This window comes from Ideonella paludis (assembly GCF_018069865.1).
Taxonomy (GTDB): Bacteria; Pseudomonadota; Gammaproteobacteria; order Burkholderiales; family Burkholderiaceae_C; genus Ideonella; species Ideonella paludis.
The window spans coordinates 170,561-192,555 of the sequence record NZ_JAGQDG010000007.1 but is presented as its reverse complement, the minus strand read 5'-3'; the positions used below and the strand labels follow the sequence as shown (position 1 = coordinate 192,555).

Annotated in this window: 22 protein-coding genes; 16 read left to right on the top strand and 6 right to left on the bottom strand. The window is 63.2% G+C overall.

Annotated elements, in window-relative coordinates; genetic code table 11:
* The first annotated feature begins 113 nt into the window (after window positions 1-113).
* Window positions 114-1,790, top strand: coding sequence for an alpha-L-arabinofuranosidase family protein (locus tag KAK11_RS17910; protein WP_210810680.1), 1,677 nt, complete (start codon window positions 114-116; stop codon window positions 1,788-1,790).
* A gap of 6 nt (window positions 1,791-1,796) precedes the next feature.
* On the opposite strand, the gene serS is transcribed toward KAK11_RS17910, so the two are convergent.
* The 3 genes from serS to KAK11_RS17895 all read right to left on the bottom strand — a co-directional run bounded on the left by serS (window position 1,797) and on the right by KAK11_RS17895 (window position 4,624).
* Window positions 1,797-3,092, bottom strand: a complete 1,296-nt coding sequence (gene serS / locus KAK11_RS17905) for a serine--tRNA ligase (RefSeq protein ID WP_210810679.1) — start codon at window positions 3,090-3,092, stop codon at window positions 1,797-1,799.
* Between the two features lie 108 nt (window positions 3,093-3,200).
* Window positions 3,201-4,181: a 4-hydroxy-3-methylbut-2-enyl diphosphate reductase gene (ispH, locus tag KAK11_RS17900; protein WP_246499118.1), complete on the bottom strand. Its 981-nt coding sequence runs from the start codon at window positions 4,179-4,181 to the stop codon at window positions 3,201-3,203.
* Window positions 4,181-4,624 (bottom strand): FKBP-type peptidyl-prolyl cis-trans isomerase, encoded by a 444-nt coding sequence (locus KAK11_RS17895; protein ID WP_210810678.1) that lies wholly within the window; start codon window positions 4,622-4,624, stop codon window positions 4,181-4,183. Before KAK11_RS17895 ends, ispH begins: the two co-directional genes overlap by 1 nt.
* 99 nt (window positions 4,625-4,723) lie before the next feature.
* Here KAK11_RS17895 and radC point away from each other — a divergent pair, with 99 nt between their 5' ends.
* The 15 genes from radC to KAK11_RS17820 all read left to right on the top strand — a co-directional run bounded on the left by radC (window position 4,724) and on the right by KAK11_RS17820 (window position 19,100).
* Entirely contained in the window at window positions 4,724-5,398 is a 675-nt protein-coding gene (radC, locus tag KAK11_RS17890; RefSeq protein ID WP_210810676.1) for a RadC family protein, read from the top strand.
* Window positions 5,399-5,442: 44 nt separating this feature from the next.
* The gene (locus KAK11_RS17885) at window positions 5,443-6,114 is read left to right on the top strand and encodes a Smr/MutS family protein (RefSeq protein ID WP_246499116.1); all 672 of its coding nucleotides are present in this window, start codon (window positions 5,443-5,445) and stop codon (window positions 6,112-6,114) included.
* A 118-nt stretch (window positions 6,115-6,232) separates the two neighbouring features.
* Window positions 6,233-7,438 (top strand): glycosyltransferase family 4 protein, encoded by a 1,206-nt coding sequence (locus KAK11_RS17880; RefSeq protein ID WP_210810675.1) that lies wholly within the window; start codon window positions 6,233-6,235, stop codon window positions 7,436-7,438.
* Window positions 7,439-7,628: 190 nt separating this feature from the next.
* Window positions 7,629-7,904 (top strand): Flp family type IVb pilin, encoded by a 276-nt coding sequence (locus KAK11_RS17875; protein WP_210810674.1) that lies wholly within the window; start codon window positions 7,629-7,631, stop codon window positions 7,902-7,904.
* Window positions 7,905-7,948: 44 nt separating this feature from the next.
* Window positions 7,949-9,334, top strand: coding sequence for a Tad domain-containing protein (locus tag KAK11_RS17870; RefSeq protein ID WP_210810671.1), 1,386 nt, complete (start codon window positions 7,949-7,951; stop codon window positions 9,332-9,334).
* A complete protein-coding gene (locus KAK11_RS17865) occupies window positions 9,331-10,212 on the top strand; it encodes a hypothetical protein (RefSeq protein WP_210810670.1) in 882 nt (293 codons plus the stop codon). The genes KAK11_RS17870 and KAK11_RS17865 overlap by 4 nt, the downstream gene beginning before the upstream one ends.
* A gap of 190 nt (window positions 10,213-10,402) precedes the next feature.
* Window positions 10,403-10,981, top strand: a complete 579-nt coding sequence (locus KAK11_RS17860; RefSeq protein WP_210810669.1) for a hypothetical protein — start codon at window positions 10,403-10,405, stop codon at window positions 10,979-10,981.
* A gap of 17 nt (window positions 10,982-10,998) precedes the next feature.
* Window positions 10,999-11,184, top strand: a complete 186-nt coding sequence (locus KAK11_RS17855) for a hypothetical protein (protein ID WP_210810668.1) — start codon at window positions 10,999-11,001, stop codon at window positions 11,182-11,184.
* 49 nt (window positions 11,185-11,233) lie between these two features.
* Window positions 11,234-12,181, top strand: coding sequence for a Flp pilus assembly protein CpaB (cpaB, locus tag KAK11_RS17850; RefSeq protein WP_210810667.1), 948 nt, complete (start codon window positions 11,234-11,236; stop codon window positions 12,179-12,181).
* 41 nt (window positions 12,182-12,222) lie between these two features.
* Window positions 12,223-14,238, top strand: a complete 2,016-nt coding sequence (locus KAK11_RS17845; protein WP_210810666.1) for a secretin GspD/PilQ domain-containing protein — start codon at window positions 12,223-12,225, stop codon at window positions 14,236-14,238.
* 15 nt (window positions 14,239-14,253) lie between these two features.
* The gene (locus KAK11_RS17840; RefSeq protein WP_210810665.1) at window positions 14,254-16,197 is read left to right on the top strand and encodes a TadA family conjugal transfer-associated ATPase; all 1,944 of its coding nucleotides are present in this window, start codon (window positions 14,254-14,256) and stop codon (window positions 16,195-16,197) included.
* Window positions 16,194-17,057: a type II secretion system F family protein gene (locus KAK11_RS17835; protein WP_210810664.1), complete on the top strand. Its 864-nt coding sequence runs from the start codon at window positions 16,194-16,196 to the stop codon at window positions 17,055-17,057. The genes KAK11_RS17840 and KAK11_RS17835 overlap by 4 nt, the downstream gene beginning before the upstream one ends.
* Window positions 17,058-18,005 carry a type II secretion system F family protein gene (locus KAK11_RS17830; RefSeq protein WP_310737827.1) on the top strand — a complete coding sequence of 316 codons (948 nt, stop codon included), beginning with the start codon at window positions 17,058-17,060 and terminating at the stop codon, window positions 18,003-18,005.
* A 7-nt stretch (window positions 18,006-18,012) separates the two neighbouring features.
* On the top strand, window positions 18,013-18,345 hold the full coding sequence (locus tag KAK11_RS17825; RefSeq protein WP_210810663.1) for a DUF192 domain-containing protein: 333 nt from the start codon (window positions 18,013-18,015) through the stop codon (window positions 18,343-18,345).
* Between the two features lie 26 nt (window positions 18,346-18,371).
* Window positions 18,372-19,100 carry a TadE/TadG family type IV pilus assembly protein gene (locus KAK11_RS17820; RefSeq protein WP_210810662.1) on the top strand — a complete coding sequence of 243 codons (729 nt, stop codon included), beginning with the start codon at window positions 18,372-18,374 and terminating at the stop codon, window positions 19,098-19,100.
* A 27-nt stretch (window positions 19,101-19,127) separates the two neighbouring features.
* Here KAK11_RS17820 and KAK11_RS17815 read toward each other — a convergent pair whose 3' ends face one another.
* The 3 genes from KAK11_RS17815 to KAK11_RS17805 are packed head-to-tail and all read right to left on the bottom strand — an operon-like array spanning window position 19,128 to window position 21,983.
* Window positions 19,128-20,066: a glycosyltransferase family 2 protein gene (locus KAK11_RS17815; RefSeq protein WP_210810660.1), complete on the bottom strand. Its 939-nt coding sequence runs from the start codon at window positions 20,064-20,066 to the stop codon at window positions 19,128-19,130.
* Window positions 20,067-20,113: 47 nt separating this feature from the next.
* Window positions 20,114-21,142 carry a GNAT family N-acetyltransferase gene (locus tag KAK11_RS17810; protein WP_210810659.1) on the bottom strand — a complete coding sequence of 343 codons (1,029 nt, stop codon included), beginning with the start codon at window positions 21,140-21,142 and terminating at the stop codon, window positions 20,114-20,116.
* Window positions 21,143-21,149: 7 nt separating this feature from the next.
* A complete protein-coding gene (locus KAK11_RS17805; protein ID WP_210810658.1) occupies window positions 21,150-21,983 on the bottom strand; it encodes a PIG-L deacetylase family protein in 834 nt (277 codons plus the stop codon).
* Window positions 21,984-21,995: the final 12 nt, after the last annotated feature.

The following is a 21,995-nucleotide window of genomic DNA, read 5'->3' as shown; positions in this document are numbered from 1 at the left end:
TTGGTGAAGCTGCGCATTCTAGCCGATTTCTGAAGGGCTAGAGCCCCCGGCCCCGCGCGTGATTCTGGCTTGATCTCACAATCAGGGCTTCGCTGCTGCTTGCTTCCCGCCCCATGCGCCACAGCCCTCGCCCAACCGGTCTTTCGCTCAACCGCCGCCAAGTGCTGGCCACCACGGCTGCAGCCGGGGCCAGCCTGCCCAGCTTGGCGCAAAGCGGTGGCCAGCACGCGATTGAGGTTGAGGTCAAAGTGCAGGAGCTGCTGCACGCAGCCAACCCCTTGCTCGTGGGCAGCAACACGCCTTGGGTCTATGGCAGCGAAGGCCTGATGGACCATGACGGCCGCTGGCGCGATGGCCCAGCCAACCGCGCTAAGGAGCTGGCGCCCACCGTGCTGCGCTACCCCGGCGTGCCCGACACCTACCACTGGAAGCAAGGCCTTGGCCCTGTGGCCCAGCGCAAGCCGGTATTCACCTACCCGGGTCAGCCGTTTCAGAAGATTTTCTACGGCACGATCGAGTTCTTGGAAGCCTGCGAGCATGTCGGCGCCCAGCCCTTGATCGAGCTGAACATGCACCAAGGCAGTGATGCCGAGCTGGCCCAGCAGGCAGCCGAGTGGGTGCGATTCACCAACCACCAAACCCATGTCTCGCGCCTGAGCGGCAAGCCACTGCCCAAAGTCCTGTATTGGGAGCTGGGCAATGAGCCTTATGTGATGGAGCGCAATCACCCGCTCTATCTCAAGACGGAGCACTTTGCCCGGCGGGTCAATGCGGTGCTCGCGGCCATCAAGGCGGTGGACCCCAGCATCAAGGTGGGCCTGCCGTTTGCGCTGGACACCTACTCTGGCAGGCCGTGGCGGCCCAACAGCGAAATCGCCACCGTGGTGGGCGAGCACCTGGGCTGGGCCAAGAAGATGCTCGACGGCATTGAGCGCCCACAAGACCTGAGTTTTTTAGCGGTGCATTGGTATATGCCGCTGATCACCGGCGCCACCAACGCAGAGGGCTACCCGGTGGCCTTGGGCAGCGATGAGCAGCTCTACTGGGGCGCTGCCGCCGGCAGCGAAACCCTGCGCCGGGTACCGGGCCTGATCAACGAGCTGTGGCGCCAGCACCCCAAGACGGCCAAGCTGCCACTGCCGCGCATTGGGGTGACGGAGTACAACAGCTACTTCACCTCCACCCGCATCAAAGACAAAGAGATTCGCCAGAACGGCTATGTGATGACGCAAGGAGGCGCGCTGTTTGTGGCAGACCTGTTGCGCATGATGGCGCATGAGCCCCAGATGGAGCTGGGGGCGCACTGGTCGCTGAACGGCAATTGGATCTTTGGTGCTTTTGAGGTGCTGACCCAAGCCAATCCGCCGCCAGTGCGGCCGGCCTTTCATGCGCTGAAGATGTTTCGGCGTTTGCTCGCCGGTGGGCACATCGTGGCCAGCCAGGTCAAGGTGGAGACCACGGCCAAAGCCACCGGCATCAGCTTTTCCGCAGCCTGGCCGAACATGCCGCTGGCGAGCGCCGTGGCCGCACGCCAGGGCAAAACCGTGCAGGTGGTGGTGATCAACAAAGACCCGGCGCGCGCGGGCGCCATCAGGCTCAGCCTGCCCGGCGTGCAGGTGCAAGCCGCCAGTGTCGAGCAAGTCCAGGCCAAAGCCCTGTTCGACAGCCCCGGGCTGCCCGAGGCCTCGACCTTGGTGAGGCCCGAGGTACAGCTCGACACCAAGCGTGGCGGGGTGCAGTGGCAGATGGGGCCCGCCAGCTACGGGCTGGCGACCCTCACCCTGGCCTGAGCGTCTTCAGGCCTTCAGCACCGTGGCGCCGCCCAGATAGGGGCGCAGCGCTTCAGGCACTTCGATCGAGCCATCGGCTTGTTGGTAGTTTTCCAGCACGGCCACCAAGGTGCGGCCCACGGCCAGGCCGGAGCCATTCAAGGTGTGCACCAGCTCATTTTTGCCCTGGGCATTTTTGAAGCGGGTTTGCATGCGGCGTGCCTGGAAAGCCTCGCAGTTCGAGCAGGAGCTGATCTCGCGATAGGCGTTCTGCGCCGGCACCCACACTTCCAAGTCGAAGGTCTTGGCCGCCGTGAAGCCCATGTCGCCGGTGCACAGCGCCAGCACGCGGTAAGGCAAGCCCAAGGCCTGCAGCACGGCTTCGGCATGGCCGACCATCTCGTCCAGCGCCGCATAGCTGTGGTCTGGGTGGGTGATCTGCACCATCTCCACCTTGTCAAACTGATGCTGGCGGATCATGCCGCGCGTGTCGCGCCCGGCCGAGCCCGCTTCCGAGCGGAAGCAGGGGCTGTGCGCCGTCAGCTTGATGGGCAACTCGTCGGCCTTCAAGACTTGCTCGCGCACGCTATTGGTCAGCGAAATCTCCGAGGTGCTGATCAGGTATTGCTCGGCCTGGGTTTCATCTCCGCCACGGCTGACCCAGAACATGTCTTCCTTGAACTTGGGCAGTTGGCCCGTGCCTTCCAGCACTTCACGGTTGACGATGTAGGGCGTGTAGCACTCGGTGTAGCCGTGCTGTTGGGTTTGCATGTCCAGCATGAACTGCGCCAAGGCGCGGTGCAGACGGGCGGCGGGGCCCTTCAGGAAGGAGAAACGTGAGCCCGAGAGCTTGGCGCCGGTGTCAAAGTCAAGCCCTAAGGGCGCGCCCAGGTCCACATGGTCTTTGATGTCGAAGTCAAAGCTGCGGGGCGTGCCCCAGCGGCGCACTTCCACATTGCCGGCTTCGTCGGCCCCCACCGGCACGCTGTCGTGCGGCAGGTTGGGAATGCTCATCAGCATGTGGTTGAGCTCGGCCTGAATGGCCTCCAGGCGCTCGGCACCGGCCTTTTGGGCGTCGCCAATGCCACCGACCTCTGCCATTTCGGCCGAAGCGTCTTCGCCCTTGCCCTTCTTCATGCCGATCTGCTTAGACAGTGCGTTACGACGCGACTGCAGCTCCTCGGTTTTGACCTGCAACGCTTTGCGCTCGGCCTCCAGCTCGGTGAAACGGGCCACATCCAAGAAGGCTTGGGGCGACTTGCGGGCGTTGAGTTTGGCGACCACGCCGTCCAAGTCGCGGCGCAATTGGGTGATGTCCAGCATGACAGTCCTCAAAAATGATTCAGCAGTGAGGAGTGGCGCAGGGAGCCGACCGCACAGGGCCTGGCCAGCAGCCACTCAGCATTCGTTCAAAAACCAGGTACCCGGGGCTCAGGATCGCGATGCAGCGAACTCGGCCATGGACTTGTCGCCCAGGCCTTTGGGCAGCGGGAACTCGATGGTTTCCTCCACCCCGGGCAGGCGGCGCACAGCCAGCGCCCCAAGCTCGCGCAAGCGGGCAATCACCTGCTGCACCAGCACGTCAGGCGCTGACGCCCCGGCCGTCAGGCCCACCCGTTGCCGGCCTTCAAACCACTCGGCTTGCAGGTCGTCTGCACCATCGACCATATAGGCGGGCGTGCCCAAGCGGTCGGCCAATTCGCGCAAGCGGTTGGAGTTAGAGCTCGTGGGGCTGCCCACCACCACCACCACATCGACCTGGGGCGCCAACAGCTTGACGGCATCTTGGCGGTTCTGGGTGGCGTAGCAAATGTCTTGCTTCTTGGGCTCGCGCACCAGCGGGAAGCGGGCCTTCACGGCATTCAAGATCTCGGCGGCGTCATCCACGCTCAGGGTGGTCTGGGTCACCACCGCCAGCTTGTCTGGGCGGGTGACGGGGACGGTGGCCACATCGGCCACGTCTTCCACCAGGTAAATGCCTTCATGCAACTGCCCCATGGTGCCTTCCACCTCGGGGTGGCCTTTGTGGCCAATCATGATGAACTCATAACCCTCTTTAGACAGCTTGGCGACTTCCACATGCACCTTGGTGACCAGCGGGCAGGTGGCATCAAAGACCTGAAAGCCGCGCTCGGCCGCCTCTTGGCGCACGGCTTGCGAGACGCCATGCGCCGAGAACACCAGGGTAGCGCCCGGGGGCACGTCGGCCAAGTCCTCAATGAAGATGGCGCCCTTGGCCTTGAGGTCGTTCACCACATAAGTGTTGTGGACGATCTCGTGGCGCACATAAATGGGCCGCCCAAAGCGCACCAGGGCGCGCTCGACGATCTCGATGGCGCGGTCCACCCCGGCGCAAAAGCCGCGCGGCTCGGCCAGCAGCACCTCCGCATTGTTCATCGCAGGCACGCTCATCACATCACTCCAATGATTTGGACCTCAAAGGTCACAGCCTTGCCGGCCAAGGGGTGGTTGAAGTCAAACTCCAACCAGCCTTCGCCTTGCGCTTGCAGCACGCCGGCAAAGCGGCCGCGGCCATCGGGTGTGGGGAACTCCACCACGTCGCCCACGCTGTATTCGGCGTCGGGGTCGGCCATGCCGTCCAAGGCGCTGCGCTTCATGCGTTGCACCATGTCGGGGTTGCGGTCGCCAAAGGCCTCGCCCGGCGCCAAGGTAAAGGTGGTGTGCGCGCCCTCTGCCAAGCCCAGCAATCTGGCTTCAATGGCGGGCGCCAACTGGCCCGCACCCAGCGACAAGGTGGCGGGCTTATCTTGAAAAGTCGTGACCACATCGGCCCCGTCCGGGCCGGCAAGCCGGTAATGCAGGGTCAGGAAAGACCCTGGCTGAATGGTATTCACAAGCACGACCTCAAACTGATACGCTGGGGCCGATTTTAGGGGTGGCCCACGCAGGCCCTCGTCACAAGCCGTGAACGTGCCCCGAATCAGGGAGGAAACATGACGATCAAGGACTTGCCCCGAGCCCTGCGCCCGCGTGAAAAGCTCTTGGCCCAGGGCCCTGCAGCCCTGGCTGATGCCGAACTCCTGGCCCTGCTGCTGCGCACGGGCACACGGGGCATGGGTGTGCTGGACATGGCCGACGCGCTGCTCAAGCGCTTCAATGGCTTTGGTGGCCTGCTGCACTGCAGCGCTGACGACATCAAGGGCGTCAAGGGCTTGGGCCCGGCCAAACGGGCAGAGGTCAGCGCCGTGCTGGAGATCTCACGCCGCGCCTTGGCCCAGCAACTCAGCGCCAAACCCGCGTTTGACACGGTGCAGCGGGTCAAAGACTATGCCGCGCTGCAGTTGGGTGGCCAGAGCCGCGAGGTGTTTGCAGTCATGTTCTTGGACGCCCAACACCGGCTGATCGCCTGGCAAGAGCTGTTTCAGGGCACGCTGAGCCAAACCAGCGTCTATCCACGCGAGCTGGTGCGCCGAGCCATGGAGATGAACGCCGCTGCGGTGATCCTGGCCCACAACCACCCCTCGGGCGTGGCCGAGCCTTCGCGGGCCGATGAGTTTTTGACCAAATCCATCCAAACGGCGCTGGCCCTCGTGGATGTGCGGGTCTTAGACCACATGGTCGTGGGCCAAGGCGAGGTGGTCAGCTTGGCCGAGCGAGGCCTGATGTAAGCCGCTGGCGCACGCCGCCCGCATAAAACGGGCATCATGGCCGCATGGTGATGGTGAAAGACTGGAAAGAGCTGGGCGCCGTGCGTGAGGCCTTGCGCCAAGCACGGCTGCAAGAAGAAGCGCGGCGCGCCCAAGAGGCGGCCGAAGCGGCTCGGCTGGCCCGCGAGCGGCAGTTGTTTGCGCTCAGCGTGGGGCCGGTCGCCCCGCTCAAGGACACTGGCCGGGCTGAATTGCCGCGCAGCGTGCCCACCCCCGAGCCCCGGCAAACCCTGGCCGATGAAGCCGCCGCCCTGCGCGAGGCACTCTCCGACGAGGTGGATGTGGAGTCGCTGCTGCTCACCGACGACGGCCTGAGCTATCGCCGCCCCGAGGTGTCTGAAGATGTGCTGTCGCGCCTGCGGCGGGGGCAATGGTCCATCCAGGGCGAGATCGACCTGCACGGCCTGCGCCGCGACGAGGCCCGAGAGGCCGTGGCCAGCTTCATCCTGAAGGCCCACCAACAAGGCCGGCGCTGCCTGCGCGTGGTGCATGGCAAAGGCCACGGCTCGCCCGGGCGCCAACCCATCTTGAAGACCAAGGTTCAGCGCTGGCTGGCGCAGCGCCAGGAGGTGATTGCTTTCACCCAAGCCAGCGGCCCAGAGGGGGGCGCGGGGGCCTTGATCGTCTTGCTCGGCTCCAAGACCCGCCGCCCAGCGCCCCCGTGCGCGCCCCTGTGAAACGCCAAATTTTGGGCAGGCCTGCTGCTGTGCCTAGGCTTGGCCACTGCTAGCATCCGCCGCTCCAGCTGAGCGCCCCTCCTGGGCCACCCAGCGAGCACGCCACGCCAAAGCCCACATGTCATCCCCTTCCACCTCTGCTGCCGCCCCCGCTCAACGCATACGCCTGGGGGTGGACTTCCATGTGTGGGACGAGCTGTTTCAAGGCTCACGCAGCCACATCCTGGGCCTCTACCGCGCGGCCATTCGCCTAGGCCCGGACATCGACTTCATCTTCTTTTTAGAGGGCACGGACAGCCTCAGACAAGCTCATGCCGAATTCGCAGCGCCAAACGTCACTCTGGTGCGCATGCCCAAGTGGCCGGGTGTGCTGCGCTTGGGCCTGCAGCTCCCCTGGCTGCAATGGCGGCACAAGCTGGATGTGCTGCACATGCAATACAAGCTGCCGCTGCTGCGAAGGGGGCGCTTTGCCTGCACCATCCACGATGTGCTGTTCGAGACCCATCCGCAGTACTTTGAGCCCAGCTTTGCGCGGCAGATGCACTACTTTTGCACCCAAGCCGCCCAGAAGTCAGCCTTGTTGCTGACGGTCAGCGACTATTCCCGCCAAGAGATGGTGCGGCAATACGGCTTGGCGCCTGAGGCGATTCATGTCACCGCCAATGCGGTCGACCACAGCCGCTTCTACCCGGGCACTGACGGTGAAGATCTCGTGCGCGCCTTGGGGCTCACGCCCGGCCGCTACCTCTTGACTGTGGGCCGGCTGGAGCCGCGCAAAAACCATGTCACCTTGCTCAAAGCCTATGCAACCCTGCCGCCCGACTCACCGCCTTTGGTGATTGTGGGCCAGCGCGACTTCCAGCATGACGCCGTGTTCGAGACCATCGCCGCCTTGGGGCTTAACGACAGAGTCAAGGTCCTGGAGAAAGTCAGCGACACGCAACTGCCTGCCGTGCTGCGCCATGCTCAGCTCTTCGCCTACCCCACGTTTGCCGAAGGCTTTGGCATGCCGGTGTTGGAGGCCATGGCCAGCGGCGTGCCCGTGATCACCGCCAACAGCACAGCGCTGCCCGAAGTGGCCGGCGAGGCCGCCCTGCTGGTTCACCCCAGCGATGAGGGCGGCTTAGCGGCCGCCATGCATGAAGTGCTGAACGACGATCGCCGCGCTGAAGCCATGCGGCAAGCAGGGGTGTTGCAAGCGGCCCGATTCAGTTGGGATGCGTCCGCACAGACGCTGTTAGCGGGCATACGTCACACTTGCAGCGGCATGAGGCCCAGTGATGGCGGCCTATCGGCCGGCTCCAACACCCCCTTGAGGCCATGATTTGTATGAGTTCGTGACGCACCGCACAGCGGACGCCGCAAAGAAGGTATCGGCGCAGCAAGGCGCCCCATAGAATTCATTCCGCACCAAGGTTCTGGGCTCGGAGAGTGGCGAAACAGGCTGTTTCAAAATCTCGCGGACGCTCCGAGTCACCCTCATATATTCCTGTGTTTACCTGAAAGGTCTCACCATGTTCAAGCAAGTCGCCAAGCAAGCTCGTGCCACCCAACGCGGCCAAGGCATGACCGAGTACATCATCATCGTCGCCCTGATCGCCGTGGCCGCAATCGTGACTTACCAGTTCTTCGGTAGTACCGTGCGTAACCAAACCGCCGGTATCGCTGCTGAAATCTCCGGCAAGGACGCTGCGACCCAGATCGGCCAAGCCCAGACCGCTGCGGGCAAAGCCGACAGCGAAGCTAAAAAGACCAAGGGCTTGGATTCCTACAACAAGACCAGCCAGTAAGAGGCTTTGCACCGTGGCCCTTGGCTGCTCTACAGTGAGAAACCATGCGTAGAAGCAGTCAACGCGGCCAGGTGCTGGTCTTCGGGCTTTTTGTGGCGGCTGTGGCCGCCGCAATGCTTTTCTTTGTCTTCAATTCGGGTCAGCTGATCCGCGAGAAGACCAAGCTGGTGAACACCACCGACGCGGCTGTGTACGCCGCCGGTCTGTTGGACGCCAGAACCCTGAATTACACGGCTTATGGCAACCGGGTCATCATGGCCAACACGGTCGCCATTGCCCAGATGAACAGCCTGCAATCGTGGTTGACCATGCTCAACTCGGCAGGCGAAGACGCCGTGGTGCTGCTCTCTGGCAAGTACCCTGAGATGGCCGCCCCCGTGGCCGCTGCGCAGCGACATGCGCCGCAAATGCAAGGCGAGCTGGTAGACAGCGGTGTGCTGGGCGCGCTGACAGGCTTGTCCGACCAGCGCAATCTGTTCACCATCTCGCAGTCGCAACTGATCGCCTTCAAGGCACTGCGTCAATCGCGACAAGACGCCATTGACGCGGTGCTGAGAACCGCCTACGCCAACGAAGGCAATCCCCCCGTCGCCGACCCCAACCCCTTGTCCAACAGCCTGGGCGCTGCGGATGACGAAGCCGAGTGGCGCAATGGCGGAGGCGGCTTTGTGCGCATCATGAGCGGCACCGACCGAGGCCGGATGCTGAGCGGCGTGTTGGCAGCACAGCGGCAAGACCCCTTCATTGGCGAGCCAGGAACGTCCGACACCACCCCCATGATGCGCGACTGGGAGATGTCGGTGAACAGCACGTTTTGTGCAGGCCAAACCGACAAGCTGATCCGGCGCGGCAAGACCTGGATCACCGAAGACGCCGAGGCCGGCAACCTGGACGCCCCCGGCAAACCGGGCTTTGCACGCTGGACCTCTGAAGACGAGTTGGTCGAGGAGTTCTATAGCTTTGAAGACTGCAGCACACCCCAGCGCCGCAAGCTGCTGTTTGGGCGCAACTCTTTTGGCAATGGCCCTTCTGGCGGCAGTGGTTACTCGGGCATCCCCGATTATTTCGACCTGCTGCAAGATCCCAAGCTCACGCCTGATGAGCAGGATGAGAAGGCGCGCATGGTGTTTGGCATCCGCGTGATGCGCAAGATCAGCGACACCGCCACCTCAGAGGCGCGCTCCAGCATCAAGACCACCCCCAAGCTCAATGCTTACAAAGCCCAGCCTGCAGGCAATGCCGGTGAGATGGTGGCCGTGGCCAAGACGGAAACCTTTTTCCGGCGCGACGGTGCCGCCCGGCTGAACAAGTACTTCAACGCCGAAGAGCGCCCCAACCTCTTCAATCCCTACTGGCACACCCGCCTGGCCGATGCCAAGGGCGAAGTGGATGCCGCCCGCGGCTTGCAAGGCGCTGGAGGCATCAATTGACGCTGCGAACGACCCACCGCCCCCATGGCCAAGCGATGACCGAGTTCATCATCCTCTTGGCCGGCGTCATCGTGCCGTTTCTGCTCTTGATGCCCCTGATCGCCAAGTATCAGGATGTGCAGCATCAAACTCAGATGGCCAGCCGCTATGTGGCGTTTGAGGCTCGCACCCAGTCGGACGACTCCGGCAATTGGCGGCCCGAGGATGTACTGGCTCGCGAGGTGCAGAACCGGTTTTTTGGCGAGAACGACAGCAAAATCGTCTCCAACCCCGCCAGCCCCGCCACTGGGCCAGTGAATTGGACCGACCCCGCCAACCAACGCTTGCTGAGCAACCCCAGTGCGGCAGTGACCATCAAGTACGGACCGACCGGCCAAGGTGCTGGTACGGCTGGCGGCTTTGACCCCTCGACAGACTTTTTTGGCAAAGATGCTCTAGGGCGCGATGCCTTCGCCAATGGTGGCATGGCGCCAAAGTACATCGGCTTGAAAGGGCGCGGCCTGTTCACGGCCACCGTGGAAGTCAGCCTGAACAAATTGCCCTCTCGCACGCCTGGCTTCATGGAGTCCAGCTTCTCGCCCTTCGACACCCTGGACATGAAGTTGTCCGCTCGAACCACCACGCTCACCTCACCCTGGACGGCCAAAGACCCAGCCCAGGTCATCCGCCAAATGGCCACCCAAGAAGGCGATGTGTTTGCCTGGGTGTTTCCCTCTCAAGGGCTGAACCTCGCCAATCAATACACCCAATACACGTCTGACACGATCCGCCAAGTGGTGTCGGACGTCGAAGCTTCTGGGCGCATCAAGGGACCGGAGATTGGCAAACTCGATTTTTGGCAGGAGGTCGCTCCGCCCGATCGCAAGAAGCCGAATTAAGCCGCGCGCACTGCGCTTGTTGCCTGTGATGCATTTTTGGGGTCTCTTAGGGTCTGCTGGGCATGGGCTGCGCCGGGCTTGGTGCACAGCGCTGCTGGTCACTTTGCTCTGGGGTTTGGGTGGCACGGCTTGGGCGTGGCCCGAGGTGAAGCTCCCGCCGCGCGCTGTGGCGCAGGACATGGGCGGCCCCATGATCCACAACGGCACGCCCATGCGCATGTTCGGCTTTGCCAGCCCGGACAAGCCCGGTGCGGTCACGGCCTGGTTCGAGAAAAGCTTAGGGCCACCAGTGGCACGCAGTGCCCAGGGCCGGACCATGGTTTTAGCCAAGTATCTGGACGGTTTTTATGTCACCGTGCAGATTGAAGCGACTTTTCCGGGCTGCCGGGGGGTGATTGGCATCACGGATATGCGCGCGGCCGCTGAAATGCGCGACGATTACCGCGCCAGGCTCGGTCGCCTGCAAGATCGGCTGCCTCTGGGCTCGGTGATCAAGAGCCACAGCACGAGTGTGGATGGCGCGCGCAAAAGTATGCAGCTACTCTTCACGAATACCAGCTCCATCGCGATCAACTCAAGCCATTTAGTAGGTATGCTCAAAGGCGAAGGCTATGCGCTGGAGCGGCAAACCAGCGCTGAGCGCCAAAATGCTGGGGCGCCCGGTGAATTGCTGTTTTTTCGCGGCGATGGCAAAGAGGCCACGGCCACCATTTCTGTGGAACCGCAGGGACAAACCGCTGTATTTTTAGTCACTGTTGCCGGAGGCTAAGCCAGATGATTCGAGGTATGAAATTCCGCTCCCGTCAGGCCCAGCAAGGGCAGACCATGGTCGAATATGTGATTGTTTTGGCGGCCTTTTCTGTGATCTTGCTGATCCCTTATGACGGCAATGTCTCCGTGTTAGACCAAATGTTCGCCGCCCTTCAAGAAGCCTATAAGCGCTTCAGCTATGCCTTGTCTTTGCCCACCTAGGGCCGCACCGCTCCGGTTTGTCCTGCACATTTTTTGCTGAGCTTTTGTTGTGAACGCACCCACCGCCTCCCCCTCTCTCAAGTCCACCCGGGGCGCCACGCGGCGCACCTGGATCATTTTGGTGGTGGCCCTGGTTTTGGGTGGCGCGTCCGCCATGCTCAGCCTGAGCTACTTGAACCGCCAAAAGGCGGCCATCGCCGCCCAGGCCAACCTGGAGAGCGGCCAAAAAGTACAGATGATCGTGGCCAAGCGCCCCTTGGGCCGGGGCGACGCCATCAGCGCTGAAACGGTCGCCGCTCGCGAGATTCCGGTGGAGTACGCTCATTCCCTGGCGCTCAAAGCCAGCGACTTTGAACGGGTCGAAGGCAAACTGCTGGCTTATCCCATCAAAGCGGGCGAGATGATCTTACCCAGCCTGATTCAAGGTGGCGCTGCGACGTTCTCGGCCCGGGTCGAACCCGGTCGGCGCGCAGTGACGATGCAAGTGGACGAAATCAGTTCCATCTCGGGCTTGGTGGAGCCGGGCGACTTGATCGACCTGATGCTCACCACGAGCCAAGGCGGCCGCCGCTCTGCGCCAGTGCCGGTGCTGCTGGGCGTCGAAGTGATGGCCACGGGCCAGCGCGTGGCCAATGACCCCCGCACGGGCGAGTCACGCCGCTACTCCACCGTCACCCTCAACACGACGCCCGAGCAAGCCCGCAATGTGATCAGCGCCCGCGAGATGGGCAAGATCACGGCGCTGCTGCGCAACCCCAATGACAAACCGGCGGGCGCCGTGGAAGAGGTCGATGTGAGTCTGATGGAAGATGGCCCCACCGCGCCCTCGGCCGCGCCCAGAGGTCGCCCTGCTGCGCCCCCTGCGCCCGAGGTGCAAGTGCTTTATGGCGGCGCCGGCAAATCGAGCTCCCAAGGCAAGGTGATGAGCAATCTCTCTGCAGCGCCGAATGATGCCCCCCCTACCGCTGCGGCTGCGCCCAGCACGACCGGCCGGTGAAGGCCCTGACCCTCTAGGCAACCCTGCGCACCGGAATCCCCATGTTGTTCTCTTTCTCTCTCCGCCCCAAGGCTTCTCCCCAAGCTCTCTATGCGCTGGCCGCTTTATGCCTGCCCTGGGGCCTGCAAGCCCAGACGCCCGGCACGCCAGCCGCACGCAGCACCACCACCCCCGCACCGGCCGCCGTGGCCGAGGCCGAGGTGCAGTTGTATGTGGGTGAGACCCGCTTGTTCCCGGCCCCTGGCGTCAAACGCATTGCCGTGGGCAATGGCCAGCTGCTGACTGCCAATGTGCTGGATGGGCGCGATGTGCTGGTGTTTGCCAATGCCCCCGGCGTGACCAATATGATGTTCTGGGACGCGGCCGGCCGCATGACGGGCATGAAGGTCACCGTCACGGCCAATGACGCCCGTGGCTCGGCCAAAGAGATCGCAGGCTTCCTGGCCACCATTCCGAATGCCCGCACCTCGGTGATTGGCGACAAAGTCATCGTCGAGGGCGACAACCTGGCCGACCGGGACTTGGCCAAAATTGATGAGCTGAGCAAGCGCTATCCGCAAGTCGTCAATTTCACCAGCAAACTGGGCTGGGAAAAGATGATCATGATGGACGTGAAGGTGGTGGAGTTCCCCTCCAACCTGCTGCGCGAGATTGGTCTGAAGTGGAACGCAGCAGGCGGCGCGGCCATTGGTGGCGTGTGGTCACCTTTCCAACGAGGCGCGACAGGTGACTTGACCATCGCCATTCCGGGCTCACCCAATCTCAGCACCACGGGCACCAATACGGTCTCGCTGACCTCCAGCTTGCGCGCCTTAACCGCCGTCAACCTAGGTCTTTCGGGCACGCTGAACATGCTCGTGCGTGACGGCCAAGGCAGCATCTTGGCCGAGCCACAACTCTCGGCTCGCAACGGCTCCAAGGCCACCTTCCTGGCCGGCGGTGAATACCCCTACACCGTCTCCTCCATCAACGGCCAAACCGTCTTCTTCAAGCCCTTCGGCATCAAGCTCGACATCGTGCCGCAGGTCGACAAGAACAATATGGTGCGCGCCGTGATCGACAGCGAAGTCAGCTCGCTGGACACTTCGTTGTCCACAAACGCCGGCCCCGCCTTGTCGACCCGTCGCACCAGCACCGAGTTCAACGTCAAGGCTGGCGAGACCATGGTCTTGGCCGGGCTGCTGTCACGCAAGACCACCAGCACCATCGACAAAGTGCCGTTCTTGGGCGACATCCCCGTGCTGGGCGCTTTGTTCCGCTCCAAGCGCTTCCAGAATGACGAAACCGAGTTGGTGGTGTTTGTCACCCCGACCATCGTGGACGCCCACACCTCGTCCCTGAGCGCTCGGGTGGAAGACGCAACCCAGCGGCTGGAGAAGGACGCAGGCAAGTCGCCCTACCTGCCCGCCATTGAGACCCTGCCACCCGCCAACGCCGTGCAGGCCAAGCCCACGGCGCTGCCCCAGCCGGCCTTGGTCGCCCCCACGCCCATCGTGGCGACCTCCCCTGCCAGCCCAGTGGCTGTGGCGACGCCCCACCCCGTACCGGCGCCCTCTCCTTCTGCGGCGGCAGCCTTGCCACCTGTGGCCACACCGGCGCGCAGCCCCGCAGCCACCCCGAGTGCGGCCGCGGCGTCCACTGCGGCGTCCACTGCGGCGTCCACCGCGGCGGCCGCTGCGGCCGCGCAAGCTGCGGCCAATGAAAAAGCCGTCGCCCAGGCCGCCGAAGCCCTGGCTGCACAGCGTGCAGCAGCGGCCAAGCCAACGGCCGCGGACGTCGCCGCAGAGGCGGCCCGACGCGCCCCCCGCAACGAAACCACGCCATTGACTGGTATGCCCGTGGACGGAGATGGCTCCTTGGCGGCGGGCATGTATCGCGTCAACCAATACGACCTGCCTCTGCGCTCCAGCGCTGAATTCGATGGCCGCGTCTTGCGCTATTTGCCCCTGAACACCGTGGTCGAAGTCTTGCCCTCGGGCCGTAAAGGCTACTTTGTGGCGGTCAAAGTGGGCGAGCAAACCGGCTGGGTCGGGGCACAGTGGCTGCGTGCGCAGTAAGGCAGGACCACAGCCATGATGAACATTGAGCTGACCCGGCCCGATGGGCAGACCAGCGCCATTGCGGTGGCGGATGACTGCATCATCGGCAAGAGCAGTGAATGCGATCTGCGCCTGAACAACTGGCGCATCGGCCGCGAGCACGCGCGGCTCTTCAACACACCGTCGGGCGTCTTCATTGAAGACCTGGGCGCCTTTGGGGGCGTGCAGGTCAATGACCAACGCATTGACCTGCAATACGGCCCGCTCAGCGTCGCCGATCGCATCGTCATCGGGCCTTTCCGGCTCAAGCTCTTGGCCAGTGCCCAGGAAGTCGCGCCCTGGCAAGCACCGGCAGACAGCCTGGCCTCAACCCGCCGTTTGGCGCGTCGAGCCAGCGACCACCTGCACGGCAATCAGCTCACGGCTGAAGACTTGCGCGGTGCCGCCGAGTTCGGCCGCCGCGCTCAGGATCAGTCTTTGCTCGCGGCGCCCGCAGCGCCGGTGTCCGCACCGATGGCACGTGCGGCAGCCCCCCTTCAGGCCACGGCGGCGATGGCTGCGCCCCAGGCGCTGGCGCCCACGGCCCCCATTGCGCGCGTAGAAGCGGCCAACAACCCGCTCAAGCTTTTGGAGTTTGAATGGCGCAAGCGCCTGCATGGCTTGCTGATTGAAAGCATGGACTTGCGGCGTCGCGATGTCTCCTCGATGACCGACGAGCGTCTGCGCAGCGAGGCGTCCAGCCTGATGGATGGGGTGATGGAAAGCGTGGCGGACGAGATCCCGCCGCAGCTCAACCCGGCCCTGTTGCGCAAGCAGGTGATTGACGAAGCCGTTGGCTTGGGGCCGCTGGAAGAGCTGCTCTTGGATGACTCCATCAGCGAAATCATGGTCAACCGCTACGACAGCATTTATGTCGAGCGGCGCGGCCAGCTCCATCCCTATCCCTTGAGCTTCACCAGCGACAAGGCCGTGATCAGCGTGATCGAGCGCATCGTGGCGCCGCTGGGGCGCCATATCGACGAATCCAGCCCCATGGTGGATGCGCGCCTGAAGGATGGCTCGCGGGTCAACGCCATCATTCCGCCACTGGCCATTCATGGCTCGGCCATCACGATTCGTAAGTTCCCCAAGCGCAAACTGACCGGGGAAGACTTGGTGAACCTGGGCTCCATCAGCCCAGAGATGCTGCGCTTTTTGAAGGTCTGCGTCGAGGCCCGCAAGAACATCATCATCTCGGGCGGCACGGGCTCTGGCAAAACCAGCTTGCTGAACATCCTCTCCAACTTCATCCCGGACAGCGAACGGGTGATCACGGTCGAAGACGCGGCTGAGTTGAAGCTGCACCACCACCACTTGATCAGCCTGGAAGCCCGACCGCCGAACGCCGAAGGCAAGGGCGCCGTGGCCATCCGCGACCTGGTCAAGAACGTGCTGCGCATGCGGCCCGACCGGGTCGTGATTGGCGAGTGCCGGGGCGCCGAAGCCCTGGACATGCTGCAGGCCATGAACACCGGCCATGAAGGCTCGCTGACCACCTTGCATGCCAACACGCCCCGCGACGGCTTGGCCCGCTTGGAAACCATGATCTTGATGGCGGGCGCAGATTTGCCCTTGCCGGCCATCCGCGAGCAGATTGCCAGCGCCGTGGACATCATCGTCCAACAAACGCGATTCGCCTGCGGCACCCGGGCCATCACCCACATCACCGAGATCAGTGGCATGGAAAGCGGCCGCTTCCAGATGCAAGACTTGTTCTTGTTCATGCAGCGCGGCTACTACCCTGAAGGCCATCCCAAAGCCGGCAAGGTGCGGGGCTACTACACCGGCTGCGATGTGATTCCCACCTTCTACGAAGACCTGAACGCGCGCGGTGGCGCGTTGGACTTGCGTCTGTTTGCCCCCGCCTCTGAAGAGCTGGCGCTGGCCCAAAATGCAGAGCCGCTGCAAGAGAGTGCATCGTCTGGAGCACTGACATGAATGCCGATTGGTTGATCCCGGTCTTGGTGGCATTGACGGCGGCTGCCGCGGCGGCGGCGGCGGCGTGGCTGGTGATTCAACACGCCCCCAAGGCGATTGATGCCTACGAGAATCGCTTCACCCGGCTGACCCAGTCCCACACCCGCGACCTCTTCCTCTCTCTCGACCCGAAGGCGGCTTTCGGTATCAACCTTTTTGCCATGATTGCCGGCACGCTGGCAGTCTGGCTGATCACCGACAGCGTCTTGTTGGCGATGCTGGGCTTGGTGTTGTTGGCCTCCATGCCTCGCATCATTTACGCCCGCATGCGGGCGGCGCGCCTCAAAAAGTTTGACCAGCAATTGCCCGACTCTCTGATGATGATTGCCGGGGGCCTGCGGGCGGGCTTGAGCCTGACTGGCGCGCTGCATCATCTGGTGGAGGAAGCCCCTGCCCCGCTGCGCCAAGAGATGGGTTTGGTGCTGCGCGAAAACCGCCTGGGCATGCCGCTGGACAGTGCCCTCACGAACCTGGCGCGGCGCGTGCCCACGACCACCACCATCCTCGTGGTGTCTGCCATGCGGGTGGCCAATGAAACCGGCGGCGGCTTGGCCGAAACGCTGGAGCGCACCTCCAACACCGTGCGCCGCAAGCTGCAGATGGAAGAGAAGATTGACGCACTCACCTCCCAAGGCAAGCTGCAAGCCTGGGTGGTGGGCTCCATGCCGATTGCCCTGATGCTGGTGCTCAATGAGATTGAGCCCGAAGGCATGCACGGCCTGTGGCACAGCACGCCGGGCTGGATCGCACTGGCCGTGATTGTGGTGCTCGAAGTGGTCGGGGTGATGCTGATCCGTCGCATCACCACCATTGATGTGTGAGTGACTGTGGACAGCCTGATCAACGCCTCCTGGATTCTTCCACTCGCCGCGCTGCTCATGGGCACGGTGGTGGGTGTGGCGATTTGGTTCGCTCTGGGGCTGCTGCCTGAGCCCCCGGAGGAAGACCGCGAGTTCCGAGACCCACCGCCCTTGGGATTCCGGATGTTGTGGTGGCCGGTGCAGTGGATGGAGCCCCGCTTCGACAGGATGCTCTCGCGCCAAACCCGCTTGGCCTTTGTGCTGCGCTTGCGCCAAGCCGGCTTGGAGTTTTCGCTCTCACCCGGGCAGTTTTACGCCGGGCAGTTGGCCTTCATGATCACCAGCGTGGTGCTGATGAGCCTGCTCTTGGCCATCTTGACGGGCCTGGGCACTGCAGACGCCAACAAGGGTGAGTTTGAAGTCGGCTACGGCAACTCGCTGCTGCTGATCGTGATGGTCGCTGCCTTGGGCTGGTTTTTGCCCTTGGTGTGGCTGCGGGACCGCATCAAAGCGCGGCAGCGCGAGTTCGTGCGGGCCCTGCCCTTCTTTCTCGATGTGATCACTTTGTGCGTGGAAGCCGGCCTGAACCTTCAAGGCGCCATCACCCAGGCCGTGGCCAAAGGCCCGCGAGGCTATCTGCGCGACGAGTTCCAACGCGTCTTGCGGGACATTCGCGCCGGCAAGTCTCGGGCCGAAGCCCTGCGCGATATGAGCGATCGGGTCAAAGATCAATCGCTGTCGCACTTCACCTCATGCGTCATTCAAGCAGAGCGCATGGGCATGAGCTTGGGGCCGATGTTGCGCACCCAAGGCGAGCAACGGCTCAATGAGCGCTTCATGCGTGCGGAGAAGTTGGCACTCGAGGCCCCGGTGAAGATGCTGTTCCCTCTGATTGCCTGTATCTTCCCCTGCACCTTCATTGTTTTGTTATTCCCCATCGTCTCGCGATTGTTGGCTGCAGGCGGTTGAGCACAACATGGCGCTTCACATTCACTGCGCGGACACTTTTTGGGCCCGCTTTAAGGGCTTGATGCTTCAAGCCTCCATCGCCCCCGATGAGGGATTGTTGATCACCCGCTGTGACAGCATCCATACCTGCTTCATGCGCTTCACCATCGACGTGGTTTACCTGGACCGCGGGGCCAAGGTCGTGAGGCTGGCACCGGGGCTCAAGCCCTGGCGCTTTCATCTCGGTGGCCGCGCTGCTGTGCATACCCTCGAATTGAGTGCAGGGGCCATCAAGCGTCTGGGCATCAAGGTGGGTGATTCATTGGCACACCTGTTGCCCAGCCTTGCTACAGGGCACTGATTTCCATGAATGTTTCGTCGTCCGTCATGAACACAGCACTCCGGCGTGGCGCACAGCGCGGCGCCACGATGGTGGAAATGGTCATCGTGGCCCCCATCTTGCTGCTGCTGACCATGATCTTGATTCATCATGGCTTGCTGTTCTTTGCCAAGAACCAGCTCAACCATGCCACCTTCATGGCAGCCCGGGCGGGGTCGGTCAACGGCACCAATCCGAATGCCATGCAAGAGGCTTTGATCAATGCACTGGTCCCCATGTACGGCGGCGGTGTGGACGACACCCAGTTGCAGGCCGCTCGGGATCGGGCGCGCCAGGCCATCGCCATCACGCAAGACAAGGTGCTGAAGTCCAGCGGTCGGGTCATCACCGTGCTGAACCCCACGACCGCCAGCTTCAACGATTGGGCCGACCCCGCCCTCACCGACAAGCAAGGTGGTTTGCGCGTTATTCCCAACAGTGGTTTGGAGTACCGGCCGAATGGCTTGGCCAATGTAGGGGCCAGCTCTGGCCAAACCATTCAAGACGCCAATGTGCTGCGCATCCGTGTCATCTTGGCTTATCAGCCCCGCGTCCCCTTGGTGATGAACGCCTACCGCTTGGTGCTGGAAACCCAGCGTCAACTGAACCTGCCCGTGGACCCGCTGTTTGCGGCCATGGTTGATGCGGGCGCTGATGCCGGTGGCTTCGGGGGCTACATCCCGCTGCAGGCCTTTGCGACGCTGCAAATGCAGTCGGACGCACTCGAATATCCCTGAGGCCTGCGCCTCAAGCGAGCGCCCGGCTCAAGGGCTGACCAGGATCTTCCAAGCGCGGTGCATCATGCTGCGGCTTGATGCCGCTTTGTCCCGCCAGCGCTCGCCGCCTTGAACCACCCCAGCCAACGCATACAGCGCCCAGCGCAGGGCAAAACCTGCCCAGGTGACGAAGTCATACAACCACAGGCCGCGACCGCCCCGCATCTGGCGGTAGAACTGGCGCGGGCCTTTCAGTGAGGACAGCAGCACATCGCCTTGCTGCTGTTTCATGCTCTCGCCTTGGTAGTGAATGATGGACGCCTCGGGCGTGTAGAGCACCTGGCCGCCCGCTTGCTTCAGGCGGTGGCACAGTTCCATGTCCTCGCCGTACATGAAATAGTCCGGGTTGAAAAGACGCCCCCCGAGGGCGCTGCCGCGCAGGATCATGCAGGCGCCGCTGACCCAATCGACCTCCATGTTTTCAGGCACATCGCGGTCGAGGTAGAGCGGCATGGGCCGCCACGACGAGGGCAAGACCCGATCCAAGAAAAAGTAGTGATTGGCCAAGTTCAGCAAGCGCGGGTAGGCACCGCCTGTCCAGCGCTGTAGGGTCATGTCGCCGTTCAGCAATCGGCAGCCGGCCACGGCCACCTCGGGCTGCCGATCCATCAAGCCCACCAGCTTGGCAATGGCGCCATCCAACACCACGGTGTCTGGGTTGAGCAGCAACACATGACGGCCTGTGCACAAAGGCAAGGCTTGGTTGTTCGCTTTGCCAAAGCCCAGGTTGTCTTCATTGGCCAACAACGTGACCTCTGGGAACTCGGCTCGGACCATGGCCGCGCTGCCATCGGCAGAAGCGTTGTCCACCACGATCACCTGCATGCGCGCCATGGGCAGGCCCGCCTGGTCTCGCAAAGACTGCAGGCACAGGCGCAAGAGGTCGCGCACATTCCAATTCACGACGATGATGGAGACGTCAATCATGCTCTAACTCGTTGGGGCCAAGACCTCGCGTTGCAGGTGCTGGCCAATCAATACACGTCATGGTCCGCACCGAAGACCACCCAGTCGTCAAAGACATGGGGATTGGCCGGCAGGGTCACAGGCAAGGGTTTGTGCACCACCAATGGTTGGGTCACCCGCCGACGCCTGAAGCCACAAGCTTTCAAGACCGCATCTCTCGGGCCCCTGGTGGACATGGCGTGCACCGCCGTCACGCCTTGGCGCTTCAGGCTCTGAAGGGCGTGCTGCAGGGCCGCCTGCTGCGGGGCATCGGCCACGCCCAGCATCTCCGACAGCAATGCCATGTGCGGCAGCGTGTGATCCCCCACCACGACCAATCCTTGCAGTTGCCCGGCCTGCCGTGCGGTGTGCCAGACATAGTTGCGCTGGGCGTTGGCGCCGAAACGCCAGAGCAAGCGCGCGGCCGTGGGCGCCACCCGCAGGCGGCCATGGGGCAGCTTGGCGCGGCCCAGAAACTCGGCCAATTCAGCCTCCTGTGGCACGCCCACACTCAGCTCAAAGCCCGTGCTGGCACCCAGGGGCAACAAGCCCATCGCGCGCACCGCCCAGCCGCGGGGGCCGGTAATGCCGAGGGCTTCGCGGGTGTCGAGAATCCGAACCCACAGCGGCACATCGCCGACATGGTCGGAGTTGAGCTTGCCAACCTGGAGCTTGAGCGCCAAGATGTTGGGCAAGCCGTAGAGCAGTTGCATGCCGCGCCGCCCGGCTAACTCAATGCACTCACCGCACAGACGCAAGGCCAGGGGCAGGCCGCGATGCTCGGGATGCAACATGATGTCCAGCGCCTGCCCGCCCAGCACCCGCTTGCCACCCAAGCGCATGGCGGTGGGCCAAAAGCCGTAATAGCCGACCACTTCAGTGCCTGCCACGGCCACCAGGGCCACCATCGGGCCATCAGGGTTGTCGTAGACCTTCCACTTGAAATGTTCGGCAGAGCGCTCAAAGCCAAACACGGTGTGAAAGAGCCGATTCACGCCCTCATCGTCCGCGGGCGTGGCTTCTCTGACCTCAATGCCTGAATCCTTTGGGCTCGTCATGACGCGCTCAGTGTCGACCTGCCAACACAGCCCGCCAGCCCGGCAAACTGGCTTCCAAGAAGGCCTCGGCATAGCCTTGCGCGGTTCGTGGCAGCATGGTGGAGCGATAGGCGTTCAAGCCTTCAATCGCACGGCAATAGTCCACATCGGCCAACTGGCTCTTGTAGAGCCTCAGCAGTTCAAGCTTGCGCTCAAACTCCGCCGAAACATCCACCACACGGTTGGCGGGCAGAGGGCTCCACACCTCGTAAGAGCGCAGCAGGAGACGGCCCTGCCATGCGCCCGGTGCGGCGTTCAACGCCGCGTCCAGCAATAAGTTGGCGCGCCAGTGGTCTTCAAGCAAATCGGTGATGGCGGGCACATAGATCAAGTCCGGTTGGATGCGCTCCAACACTGCCTTCAGGCCGGCGACCGCCTGGGGGGAGGCAGACACCTCGCTGTCTGAAAGACCCAAAAACTCCACCGCCCGAACGCCCGCCCCAGCCGCCCAAGCACGGGCCTCCGCTTCGCGAGTCTGGCGCACCCAAGCGACCAAGGTGGCACGTTCATCCGGCGGCAGGTGAGGGTCCTGCAGGCGTTTGCAGCCGTTGCGGCCATCGGTGAGGTGCAAGACGGTGACCTCAGCGCCCTCAGCCACATGTTTGAGCACCGTGCCGCCACAGCCTATGGCCTCGTCATCGGCATGCGGGCTGATGACCAGCACCTTGCGCTCGGACCACGCGTCGACCGGCCTGGGCCAGCGGTCATGGCCCGACAGCAACAGCGCGATGGCCAGGGAGTTCCGCGCATCCGGACGCAGGAATCGAACCACCGATCGGCGCAGAAAGGAAATGAAGGTCATAACAGCAGCGCC